The organism is Chryseolinea sp. T2 (genome assembly GCF_037203685.1).
In the GTDB taxonomy this organism is placed as follows: Bacteria; Bacteroidota; Bacteroidia; order Cytophagales; family Cyclobacteriaceae; genus Chryseolinea.
The window spans coordinates 22709-35752 of the sequence record NZ_JBBCAU010000013.1; the positions used below are offsets into that span (position 1 = coordinate 22709).

At 45.5% G+C, this 13044-nt stretch carries 9 protein-coding genes; 8 read left to right on the forward strand and 1 reads right to left on the reverse strand.

What is annotated here, in order from left to right; translation table 11 throughout:
- Window positions 1–2: 2 nt before the first annotated feature.
- Window positions 3–554, reverse strand: coding sequence for a Crp/Fnr family transcriptional regulator (locus tag WBG78_RS29130; RefSeq protein WP_337330064.1), 552 nt, complete (start codon window positions 552–554; stop codon window positions 3–5).
- Window positions 555–758: 204 nt separating this feature from the next.
- Between WBG78_RS29130 and WBG78_RS29135 the strand changes: the two genes are divergently transcribed.
- The 8 genes from WBG78_RS29135 to WBG78_RS29170 all read left to right on the forward strand — a co-directional run bounded on the left by WBG78_RS29135 (window position 759) and on the right by WBG78_RS29170 (window position 13025).
- Window positions 759–1616 (forward strand): SDR family NAD(P)-dependent oxidoreductase, encoded by an 858-nt coding sequence (locus WBG78_RS29135; RefSeq protein WP_337330065.1) that lies wholly within the window; start codon window positions 759–761, stop codon window positions 1614–1616.
- A 15-nt stretch (window positions 1617–1631) separates the two neighbouring features.
- Window positions 1632–2453, forward strand: a complete 822-nt coding sequence (locus WBG78_RS29140; RefSeq protein WP_337330066.1) for a helix-turn-helix domain-containing protein — start codon at window positions 1632–1634, stop codon at window positions 2451–2453.
- A 194-nt stretch (window positions 2454–2647) separates the two neighbouring features.
- On the forward strand, window positions 2648–4003 hold the full coding sequence (locus WBG78_RS29145) for an aldehyde dehydrogenase family protein (protein WP_337330067.1): 1356 nt from the start codon (window positions 2648–2650) through the stop codon (window positions 4001–4003).
- Between the two features lie 212 nt (window positions 4004–4215).
- A complete protein-coding gene (locus WBG78_RS29150; protein WP_337330068.1) occupies window positions 4216–4800 on the forward strand; it encodes an RNA polymerase sigma factor in 585 nt (194 codons plus the stop codon).
- Between the two features lie 86 nt (window positions 4801–4886).
- Window positions 4887–6002, forward strand: coding sequence for a FecR family protein (locus tag WBG78_RS29155; protein WP_337330069.1), 1116 nt, complete (start codon window positions 4887–4889; stop codon window positions 6000–6002).
- A 176-nt stretch (window positions 6003–6178) separates the two neighbouring features.
- Window positions 6179–9496, forward strand: a complete 3318-nt coding sequence (locus tag WBG78_RS29160; protein WP_337330070.1) for a SusC/RagA family TonB-linked outer membrane protein — start codon at window positions 6179–6181, stop codon at window positions 9494–9496.
- Window positions 9497–9520: 24 nt separating this feature from the next.
- Entirely contained in the window at window positions 9521–10963 is a 1443-nt protein-coding gene (locus tag WBG78_RS29165; RefSeq protein WP_337330071.1) for a RagB/SusD family nutrient uptake outer membrane protein, read from the forward strand.
- Window positions 10964–11039: 76 nt separating this feature from the next.
- Window positions 11040–13025, forward strand: coding sequence for an FAD-dependent oxidoreductase (locus WBG78_RS29170; RefSeq protein WP_337330072.1), 1986 nt, complete (start codon window positions 11040–11042; stop codon window positions 13023–13025).
- Window positions 13026–13044 lie beyond the last annotated feature (19 nt).

Sequence of the window (13044 nt, forward strand, 5' to 3'; positions counted from 1 at the left end):
GGTTACGCCCAGATAGGAAGCAATTTGTACCTGGGAAAGGCGGTTTTGCAGATGCGGGTAGCTTTCAAGGAAAGATTGATAACGCTCTTCAGCGTGGAACTAAATAATTGCCCGATACGCTCCTGCTGCTGCATGAAATGATTTTCTAATAATACGCGGAATATCCGATTGAACTTTGGAGCCTTTGTGTACAGATCGATAAGGTCGTCGTAGCTTATTCGCAGGACGACCGTGTCTTCGAGTGCATCTATTTCAAGAGTAGATTTTGACTTTCTGTGAAAACTTGCGAGGTCAGAAATCCAATGAGTCTCAGTTGCGAACTGAAGGACATGATAAACACCATCATTGCCAACTTTATATAACCGAAGACAACCGCGCACAACGAAATCAAAGTATTGGCAAATATCTCCGTGTTGTAAGGCAAACTGCTTCCTGAGAAACAGGTGCGGGTGGAACTTTGCGCGGACATGGTCTTCCTCATCTTTGCAAAGCGGGATCAGACTATTGAAGTATTCCAATAGCGGTTGAACTGTAGTTGTGGTAGTATCCTGCATGCGGATTCGGTTAAAGAAATCAAGTTAGTAATTTCGTTAGGAATTGATTTTACGCATTGGTCTTGATCTGCAATGCGGTCCTGAAGATGAGCCGCCCAGCAAAGCAAAGTTGAGCCATACACCAAACCTGAAATTTTCGGCAACGCCGACCTTTGTATCATCAGAGCAGAGGGATCTGCGACTGAATCAGCCGAGCCAGAAGCAATGGCGCTGTCAGGCACGAGGCTAAAAGATGAACATTTCAAAAAGGAGGAATTCAGATTTATGGACTATCAATTAAAGGGAAGGCGCGCGTTAGTAACCGGTTCGAGTAGTGGCTTAGGTGAAGCCATTGCCAAAATGCTTGCTGCAGAAGGAGTGGAGGTATTCATCCATGGCAGGGACGAGAAGAGAGCGACCAGAGTTGCAGATGAAATCAGAGCATCAGGCGGACTTGCGAACATCGTGTTGGGTGATCTTTCTACTGATAGCGGCGCTGAAAAGGTTGCCAAAGAATGCCTTAAGCCTGGCAATGTTGATATTTTGGTCAACAACGCCGGAGCCTATGCGCACACTGGTTGGATGGATACCACTCCAGAGGAATGGAAAGCTACTTACAACCTTAATGTTGTCTCTTACATTCGAATGATACAACACCTTTTGCCTTCTATGAAGAAGAGTGGTTGGGGACGTATCATTAATATGGGCGGTGGTTTGGCTGTTCAGCCACTGGCGATCCAACCGCATTATAGCGCCACACTTGCCGCCAGGCATAATTTATCGGCGTCATTGGCACGTGAACTGGCAGGTACAGGGGTAACATCAAATGTAATTGCTCCCGGTGCTATCCTCAATGAGCAGGTAAAGCAATGGCTTGTCTCACAAAGTCCTAAACATAACTGGGGAGTGGAGTTTGATGAAATAGAGCAGAATGCTGTTAAGCAGTTAGTGCCAAACGACCGACAGAGGTTTGGCCGGCCTGAGGAAATTGCTGCGGCTGTGTTGTACCTTGTGGGACCTTATTCTGATTATGTCAGCGGTGCAACCGTAAGGGTAGATGGGGGCACAGTAAAGTCGGTTTGATCAATTCTGTCTCGTATGAAAACAGAGAAACAAAATGCGAAGAAGTCAGGGATAATTTATTCCTGCTATCATAGCGCGAGCAGGGACGGTGAGCATTTCGTACCGGAGCATACGTTGAGTTTTCAGATTGCTGGCTCACTTGTATTGAGTGATGGAAGTAAAAGCTATGCATCAGTGCAAGACTCTCTCCGGCTTATAAGGAGGAATCAGCTGTTGAAATTTGTCAAACATCCTCCTAAGGAAGGCGACTTCAAATCGTTGAGTATCTATTTCAACCAGGAGACGCTAAAGGAGTTTAGTCTGCACTACAATGTGTTTGCGAAAAAGGCAGCCACCCCGAAGCCAGTAGTGAACATCGTCACGACACCAATATTACGCGCATATATAAACTCATTGTTAGAATATCGTTCCTGTAAAGGTCTGGAAAATAAGGCTGTTACTGATTTGAAACTCAAAGAGGGTTTGTTACTCGTTATTGAAGCGCATCCTGAGTTAAAGAACATCTTGTTTGACTTCACTGAGCCACACAAGATAAACCTTGAGGAGTTTATGATGCGCAATTATCATTTCAATGTAAACCTTGATCGCTTTGCTTACCTGACAGGTAGAAGTCTTGCTACTTTCAAAAGAGATTTTCAGCATCATTTCCAGGAGTCACCGCGACAATGGCTTCAGCAAAAGCGATTGGAGCAGGCACATTATCTTTTGACACACGAAGGGAAGAACGCCAATACCATATATCTTGATGTAGGTTTTGAAAACCTTTCTCATTTCTCATATGCCTTTAAGAAGAGGTTCGGCTACGCGCCTTCGACGTTAAAGACGAGCCATTCATAGTAGTTAATTCTTAAGCCAATCAGTCGGGCATTTTATTATTGAAGCAACAAAGCTTCCATTAATTGAAGCGGAGACGCTTCAGGGCACGGTATTGTCTGTTGGTACCTGAATCATACAACTCTAAAAGAACCTTAACATGAAGCAAGTCAAATCCGTGTATATCAACGGAAAATTTGAAGCCAAACGGAACCGAAGTGGCAAATATCATCAGTCCTTTAGATGAAACTGTCATTGGAGAGATCACATACGCGAACGGGCAGGATGTTGTTAAAGCGATTGATGCGGCAACCAAAGCATTAACCTCACTTGGAAATACTTCAATTGCAGAGCGAGCCGACTATCTCAGGAAAATTCACGACGAGATTATTTTGCGTATCGACGATCTGATGGAAGCAACGATAATTGAGTATGGTGCTACCCGTGAAAGGGCACGATGGTCAAATGTTATTTCGGCCACAACCTTTCAGAATCAAATTGCAGTGCTGGAGAAATTTGAATTTGTACGAACGGTAAATGAATCGAGAGTGATACTTGAGCCCATTGGGGTAACGGCATTGTTTACGCCATGGAATTCTGTTGCCGGATCAATAGCTGTTAAGCTTGCCTCTGCGTTGGCTGCGGGATGTGCCGTCGTGCTCAAGCCCAGTGAACAGGCGCCGCGTCAGGCGGAGATCATCATGGAATGTATTGATAAAGCAGGTCTGCCGGCAGGGGTAGTGAATATGGTGATCGGAAGAGGTGATCTGTTGATTAAACCGATCCTGGAAAGCAGGGATGTAAACCATATTTCCTTCACAGGATCAACCGTGATTGGAAAGCTCATCGCGAAGCAGGCCATCGACACGATGAAGCGTGTAACCCTGGAGTTGGGAGGTAAATCCGCTAATATTATTCTGGAGGATGCTGACTTGACAAGAGCTATACCGATGGCCATACAGGCAGCATTTATGAACAATGGTCAGGCGTGTATTGCAGGATCAAGGCTGCTGGCGCCAGAATCAAAGAGGGAAGTAATAGTGAGATTGCTGCAACTGGAGGCAGGAGAGTTTACGGTAGGCAATCCAATTACAGGTGATTTTAAAATGGGACCTCTGGCCAGCAAGCGACAATACGATCGGATACAGGAATTTATACAGCAGGGCATCGCAGAAGGTGCTGAGCTCATCGCAGGAGGACCGGGGCGGCCACACAATTTACCCATGGGATATTATGTTCAGCCGACAATCTTTGCAGGCGTTTCCAACTCTATGCGCATTGCAAGGGAAGAAATATTTGGACCAGTACTGTCTGTTATCTTTTATAAGAATGAAGAAGAAGCGATCGCAATAGCCAACGATTCAGACTATGGTCTGATGGCCTATGTCAGCACGAGAGATAACGAAAAGGCCCAGGTGCTTGCAAAGCAATTGAAGGCTGGCAGAGTGTTGATTAATACATTGAAGCACGATCCATTGGCACCTTTTGGAGGCTACAAGAATTCGGGATGGGGAAGAGAGAATGGTAATGCGGGAATGGAGGAATATATGGAAATGAAGGCGATTATCGAATGAGCATTTCAGCCTGGGTATAATGAACCATACCGTGGCTAATCAGCGTGCTGCTCCGGGAAATTACTTAGGTCATTGATTACATCTTCACACATTTTTTCCGCTTAACGCAAAAACATCACGTACATCAATCATCCATTACATAGCATAGCTTTTCATTAACATTTTGAGTTACTTGGCCCAGCACTTGAAAATGAAATAGCAAAAAACCGGGCGTGTCAGACGATATTAAGAATTGGGAGGGGTTGATTCACGGTGATGAAAACGCGTTTGCGAAACTCTATGAATCGTATTTCAAGCTACTCTATAATTATGGCCGGAAAATCTGCAGTGAGCGCGCGCGGGTTGAAGATTGCATCCACGATCTCTTTGTGGACCTATGGCGATACCGTGAGAACCTGTCATCGACAACTTCAGTTCGTTTCTATCTATATCGCGCGCTGCGAAGGAAACTTGTCAAGCAGAAAGAGAATGCAATGTCGCTCTATGATGACACCAGTTTCATAGACGAAGTCCTTCGTCTTAGCACGCAGTCACAGGAATACGACATTATTGAGAGCGAGTCGAAAGACCAGAAAAGCGCAAAGCTGAAAAAGCTGCTCAATGATTTGTCACCCCGGCAATTTGAAGCGTTGGTTCTTTATTTCTACGATGAATTCAGCTATGAAGAAATTGCGTCTATTCTGAATGTGAACACGCAATCTGCGCGGAATCTTGTGCAACGTGGCCTTGTGCAGTTGCGGGATTACGCAAAGCATATCGTTTCCATAGGCCTTTTTCTGTTCTTCCTCCTTTCCTGAAATTATTTTCTCAAAAAGTGAGTTAAAAGGCGCAAACGTTGCTTTTAGGTGTTGAAACCGATTGAACCCGGTCTTTTTAAACACCTATGAAGAAGGATTTTCTGTCCTATACGGCCACTGATTTTGCGCGCGATGCTGACTTCCTGAAGTGGGTAAAATATCCGTCTGAAAATCCGGCGATCACGGCTTTTTGGGAAAGTTGGTTGAAGGAGAACCCATCTAAACGCGAACAAGTAGAAGATGCACGCCAGCTGATCTTTGCAATTCTTGAATATAACTATCGGCCCTCCGATGAAACGCAGGCGGAAATCTGGAGTAAAATCCGGACAACGCTGCACATAGATAATCAGCCTGTTGAGGTCAAAGAAACAGAAAGAAAGACCCGAACATTATTCTGGGTGAAAATTGCAGCAGCAGCCAGTTTCCTCGTTGTAGCAACTTTTGGAACGACCTATTTCCTCGCTGGCCGCAACACTGAATTGCCAATGGCTTTGGAGGCCAAGCCTGTCTTCATCAAGGAAGAAAACCGGGGAACGTCACCACGTACTGTTGTTCTTAAGGATGGAACGTCTATCATCCTTCAACCTCAAAGCTTCATACAAGTTCCCAAAGATTTCATTGGCGATCAACGGGAGGTATACCTGACGGGAGAAGCTTTCTTCGAAGTAAAACGCGATCCGACAAGGCCATTTCTTGTTCATACCAATGAAATTGTGACCCGTGTTCTCGGCACAAGCTTTAACGTTAAGGGGTTCGAGAATGAAAACGTTACGGTGCGTGTGAAAACAGGCAAAGTTTCCGTTTTCAAAGCAAAAGATAAAGAGAAGGCAACTGGTGATGATGATGCTGTTGTTGAAGGCGTGGTACTTAGCCCCAATCAACAGGTTGTTTATGACCGTGTCAAAATGAGCTTGTCGAAGTCGTTGATAGAAGATCCGGTCATGCTGGGAACAAAACCGCGTTATCATTTTGAATTCAAAGACGAGCCCGTTATCAATGTCTTTAAGGAGATTGAAGAAGCCTACGGCGTCCACATAGTGTATGACGCAGAGGTGCTTGCAAACTGCAAACTAAACGCATCAATAAGCGATGTTCCGCTCTACGATAAACTGCGGCTCATTTGCATCGCGATCAATGCCCAATACGAGTTGCTGGATTCGCAGATTGTGGTGTATGGCAAGGGATGCGATAAACCTGACTAACACTAATTTCTTAATCAATCAGATTACCCAACCCAACCTAAAACGATCATGAAACCTATATAAGCTTAAAAAAAAACCGATGGTGCTACCAACACCACCGGAAGAATGTCCCCAACATGATGCGGGGGATGTTTCGTCTTTCACGTTTTACAATTCAGACAAAACATTTTAAAGTTATGAAAAAAGAACTACAAGTTCATGGAAGGCTATTGTTCTTTATGAGAGTCACTTTCTTCTATTTTCTTTTGATTATCACGCTGGCCAGCATGGCCAATGCCACCGAGATTTCGGCGCAGGTATTGGACACTCGGATCAGTCTGACATTGGAAAAAGTAACGCTTCGTGAAGCCCTGGCAAAAATTGAGACCATCAGTGGCGCTAAATTCCTGTATGAGTCGGGAATAATTACTGCGACCGAAAAGATTTCGGTTAGTGCAAACGAGGAGAAACTCGGTGTAATTCTGCACGGGATCCTGGATGAAAAGCATATCAAGTACGAAGCCGATGGAAACCAGATCATCCTGACGCGGGAAGGTGCTTCTGAACAAAAAGTGAAAACCAGTTCAATTGGAGTCCTGGTAGATCTCGAGGTCACGGGAACTGTAGTTGATGAGACGGGTGCCGGACTACCTGGCGTGAATGTGTTGATAAAGGGTACAACAAAAGGTACCAGCACTGATGCAGAAGGCAAATTCGTACTTTCTGTTCCCGAAAAAACCAGTGTGCTTGTTTTCTCCTTCATCGGGTATACACCACAGGAAATCGTGGTAGGAGAGCAAACTCAGATTAGTGTTAAACTGGAATCCGATGCTCATTCACTACAGGAAGTATTGATTGTAGGTTATGGTACAGTAAAAAAATCTGACCTCACGGGATCGGTAGCATCGATAAAGAGCGAAGATATTAACGCATATCCGGCCACGAACGTGATGCAGACGCTGGCAGGCCGCGCAACGGGTGTACAAATTTCTCAAAATACCGGTGCTCCCGGAGCGCCATTGAGTGTTCGTATCCGTGGCACTAACTCAGTGCAGGGCGACAACGAACCGCTCTATGTAGTAGACGGATTTCCCTATAGCGGCAACCCGACATTGTTAAACAATGCCGACATCGAATCAATCGAAGTATTGAAAGATGCTTCTGCGACTGCCATCTATGGCTCACGTGGTGCGAACGGTGTTGTGATCATCACGACGAAAAGCGGTAAAGCAGGTAAGATTACGGTTGACTACGATGGTTACTATGGCTGGCAGACCATCCGGAAAAAAATTGACATGATGAATGCGCGTGAGTATGCGCAATTCTACAACGAGCAGGCCGCAAATGACAAGTTAGCTCCGCATTTCACACAAGCCGAAATCGATGCCATGGGAGAAGGTACAGATTGGCAGGAGTCAGTCTTGCAAACAGCTCCAATTCAAAACCATACGATCACAGTTGCCGGCGGCAGTGAAAAGACAAAATTTTCTTTGTCAGGAAGCAACTTCAACCAGGCAGGTATCATCATAGGAAGCGATTATGTGAGAAACTCAGTTCGCACGAACATCAGCTCAGAGCTAAGCAAAAAGTTTACGCTGGATGTGAATGCAATTCTCAGCCGGATTGATTCCGACAGAAAGAACAGTGGTCAGGGTAACCGCGGAGGCTCGCTCATATCAGCGATGATATCCGGGTATCCTACGTTTGACACACACGCAGCAGACGGTAGCTACACACGATTGGCAGAAGTATACTCGTGGGGATCGAATGCTATCATCAATCCGCTCAATTTCACCGAACAGGAGTCGGATTTCATCCGCTCAAACAAAGTGCTGACAAACGCTGCCCTCACATTCAAACCCATCGAAGGACTTTCAATTAAAGTTACTGGCGGTATCGATAATACTGACGACAGAGTTGACTACTATCGGACCACCAAGTTTATTAATTCACAAGGATCGGCCAGGGTTGAGACATCACAACGCACCAGCGTTCTGAACGAAAACACAATCAGCTATGTAAAGCAATTTGGTCGCCACAGCATTTCCGCAGTGGGTGGTTTTACCTATCAGAATTACAAGGCAACGGGGCTTACTGCATCCGGTAATGGTTTCGTCAGCGACGTTCAATCTTCATTCGACATCGGCGCTGCGACAACGCAGGGTGTACCCTCATCTTCTTACTCTGAGTGGACATTGTTATCGTACCTCGGTCGTGTCAATTACGCGTTCAATGATAAATACCTGGCAACGGTAAGCTTCCGTGCGGATGGTTCATCACGTTATACCGAAGGACAAAAGTGGGGGTCATTTCCATCGGCCTCACTTGCCTGGAAATTGTCTGAGGAAGAATTTATCAAGAGCATTTCTTTCATTTCCGATCTGAAGTTAAGAGCAGGTTATGGTGAAACCGGTAGCACTGCCATTAGTCCTTACTACACACTCAACCAATTAGCATCGGGTAAAGTTGTCTTTGGTGATGCCCTTATCACATCATATTCACCAGGAAATCGCCTGGCGGGACCGTTAAAGTGGGAGACCACTGCACAATCTGACATTGGACTGGACTTTGGATTTTTAGAGGACCGCTTTACGTTTACGGTCGACTACTATGTAAAAAACACACGTGATCTGCTGAACAACGTCCCACTTCCTTCTTCCCAGGGATATACTTACACCGTTCAAAATGTCGGAAAGGTTCAAAACAAAGGATTTGAATTTGCGGCAAGTGCAGTAGTTATTGACTCGGACTTCAAGTGGAACCTTGCTGCCAATTTATCGGCAAACAAAAACAAAGTTCTTAAACTGTATGGTGGTACCGATGTACTTGGCCAGCCTATTGATATTTCAGTAATCAATGATAACGTCAACATCCTTCGCGAAGGTGAACCCATAGGTGCGTTCTTTGGATACGTTGAAAAGGGATATGATGCAACAGGGCGAATTGCTTACGAAGATTTCAATGGCAATGGCTCGCGTGACCTTGAAGATAAACGTATTATCGGCAGCCCTCATCCTGATTTCATTTATGGAATAAATTCCGTGATGAGCTACAAGAACTTCGATCTGACAGTATTTATCCAGGGATCGCAGGGCAATGACATCTTCAACGTAAGTGGAGTAAATCAAACGCTGGATTATGGACAGGCGTTGAATATGCCACGTGATGTGTACGAAAACCACTGGACACCTGAAAATCCAAATGCAAAGTATCCGATCATCAGCCGGACATCGGGCGCACAGGTTTCCGATCGTTTTGTTGAAGATGGTTCCTATATGCGCTTCAAGAATATTCAATTGAGTTATAACGTTCCGGTGTCAAGTCTGAATCTTTCGTGGCTGAGGAAGGCGCAACTCTACGTTAGTGGTCAGAACATGATCACATTTACAAAGTACTCATGGTACGACCCAGAGATCAATTCATATGGAAGCGGCAATAGCATCCGTTTGGGAATTGACCACTACAGTTATCCGACTGCAAAATCGGTAACGATCGGTGCAAGATTGGGATTCTAAGTTTACACGTAACGAAAGATTATCATGAAAAAATTATTTGTATATATCATCGGTGCTGCGTCACTTGTGGGGTGCAGCGAAATGCTGGACGAAAATCCGAAGTCAATCGCGGCAGAAGTATTTTATAATACAAACTCGGAAGCAGAGGCTGCGGTGAATGCTATCTATGGTCCCATGCGCAGCGGCGGTGCGTTTGGTTTGGGTTATCCGGCACAACAGGAAGGGCTTCCCGACTATGGAAACTCGCGTGGCAGTCAGACGCCTGTAAGTTTGTATCAGGGTCTTGACAATGCTAATATCTCACGCGTTGCTGGTATCTGGGACAATCTGTATCAATCCATACGCAACGCCAACCTTGTTATCGTTAATGTTCCGAATGGAAGGGACATTACACCTGAGGCTGCCGCACGTTTTGTTGGCGAAGCAAAATATCTCAGATCGTTAATGTACTTCGCTATGGTTCGCAACTGGGGCGGCGTGCCCATCCGGACAGAAGAGAACATGCTTGAAGCAAACGTTAAGCGTGCAAGTGTTGAAGAGGTTTATGACTTGATTCTTGCTGATGCGCTGGAAGCAGAGAAGTCGTTGCCAACTACTGCTTCTGCACCGGGACGTCCAACCACATGGGCTGCCAAAACATTGCTTGCTGAAGTATACATGAACCTCAAGGACTGGCAGAACTCATCGGCTCGTGCGCAGGAAGTAATTGCATCGAACGCGTACTCACTTGTATCTGTGTCAGTACCTGAGGACTTTCAGAAAATCTTCGGACCGGAGGTGGTTAACACTTCGGAAGAAATCTTCTACTTCAAATATTCACGTCAACAGCCCTTTGGCCTCATAGAATATGCACACCGCGCAATTGGACCGTACAAGTATTATGGTGGTGGTGGTTTCTATGCTCAGTACACGGATTCTACTTCCAATTCATTTATCAAGACATGGGATAAAAAGGACCTGCGCAAAGAGCATATCTTTTATAATGTAGATGTTGGTCTCGGACCTAATACAGTACTCTACAGAAAATTCCGCGATCCGATTGCAACTACAGGCGGCGGTGGTAATGACTATCCATGGTATCGGTATGCGGACTTGCTTTTGTTCCATGCTGAGTCGGCTGCGCGTGCAGCAAATGCACCGACTGCAGAGGCAATGACGAGTTTGAACAAAGTTCACAGACGTGCTTATGGTTATCCTCCAAACCTGCCTTCGCCGGTAGACTTCGATATCAACAACTATGATTTGACGAGCTTCATTGACCTTGTTGTTCGCGAGCGTGGTTATGAAACGATGTACGAAGGAAAACGCTGGCTTGACCTGAAGCGTCTCGGTATTGCAAAGCAACGGATTCTTGAAGTCAAAGGTATTGTTGTCGCAGAAAAACATATGATGTGGCCAATTCCAAACTCTGAAATGCTTTACAACAAGGCACTTGATCCCGTTGCCGACCAGAATCCTGGTTATTGATCAGGAACATTACCTAATTACATCAGGTACTCATGTTGGTACCTGATGTACATCCTTACACTTAAATCTTGATGCCTTGAAAAAGACAATATTGATCATCGCCGTTCTGTGCTTCTGGATTCGTGCGCATAGCCAACAGGTTATAGAAGTGGATGTATGCGTTTATGGAGGAACTTCGGCAGGTGTGATTGCTGCATACACTGCCCAGAAACTTGGCAAGAAAGCAATTCTCATTGAACCGGGGCAGCGTCTCGGCGGAATGACTTCCGGTGGCCTTGGTTATACCGACATCGGGAATAAATACGCAATCACCGGGCTTGCACGTGACTTCTACAGACGCATTGGACAACACTATGGAAAATTTGAGCAGTGGACCTTCGAGCCAAAAGTTGCAGAACAAACATTCAAGCAATATGTGAAGGAAGGAAAAGTCCAGGTCGTTTATCAAAAGCAATTGCGTGATGTGAAGAAAAATGGAACACGCATCACCGAAATCATCCTGGAAGATTCGGAAAATCAGGCAGCAGCAGCTGTTACCATACGGGCAAAGATGTTTATCGATTGTGGGTACGAAGGCGATCTCATGGCAAAGGCGGACGTTTCCTATTTTGTCGGAAGGGAAGCGAACGCAGACTACAATGAAACGATCAATGGTGTTCAACTGATGGACGGACATCAGGTGCCTAATGGAATAGATCCCTACAAAGAAAAAGGAAGGCCGGAGAGTGGTCTTATATGGGGGGTAAGCGATGCAAAGCTAGAACCCAGTGGCACAGGTGACAAAAAGATTCAGGCATATAACTACCGGATCTGCCTTACATCCAATGCTTCTAACATGATTGCAATCACACGCCCGAGCAACTATGACTCGACGAAGTATGAGCTGGCCGTAAGAGTCTTTGACGTGTGGCCTAATCGGAGAAAGCTGAATGACTATTTCATTTGGAGTGGAATGCCAAATCAAAAAACAGACATCAACAACCGGAATGGTTTCTCCACCGATATGATTGGTATGAACTACGAGTATCCGGGTGCTTCCCATGCAAAACGCAAGGAGATTATTAAAGCTCATGAAGATTATACCAAAGGATTGCTTTACTTCTACGGGCATGATCCCCGCGTTCCAAAGGAACTACGAGATGAAATGTTAAAGTGGGGTTATCCAAAAGACGAATACACTGAAAGTGGAAACTGGTCTCCTCAATTGTATGTGCGTGAAGCCAGACGCATGGTTGGCAAGTATGTTATGACGCAATCTAACTGCGAGGGAAAGATTGTTGCACAGGATGCGGTTGGTATGGCGGCTTACACGATGGACTCGCACAACTGTCAGCGGCTCGTTGTAAACGGACAGGTAAAGAATGAGGGAAACGTAGAAGTAGGTGGATTTGGTCCTTATCCGATTTCCTATGGAGCGCTTGTTCCAAAATCTTCCGAGTGCACCAACTTGCTGGTACCGGTATGTTTGTCAGGAACTCACATTGCGTACGGATCGATTCGCATGGAGCCCGTGTTCATGGTGCTGGCACAATCTTCGGCTACGGCTGCTGTGATGGCAATCGATACGAAGAAAGATGTTCAGGATGTAAACATCCCTGTACTTCAGAAAAGGCTTCAGGACAATCCATTGGCCGATGGTAGCGCGTTTGATATTCTTGTTGACAATGACAATGAGCAGCTGGTAACCAAAACCGGTGAATGGAATGCCGTGAAGCATGGGGGGTATGGCCCTTCCTTCCTGGCAAGTTCTTCCCCGAACGCCTCTGTTGTTTTTAAAACCACGATTGCAAGAAAAGGCAAGTACGAATGCATGGCTTACATTCCAAAAATTGGCGATGCATCTTCCACAGTGCCCTTTACGGTTACCGCCGGGAAGCAGAAGGTTGATAAGGTAATCAAATCAGCAGAACTTGTTGTTGTGGGTCAGACATCAGGAGAATGGGTTTCACTCGGTGCCTACACGCTGGCTGCGAATGAAACCGCCACGGTTGAAGTATCAACTAAGAATGCCGATGGTAAAATTGTTGCCGATGCAATCATCTGGACACCTGTTAAAAAATGATCTTGAATCGTAAAACAGA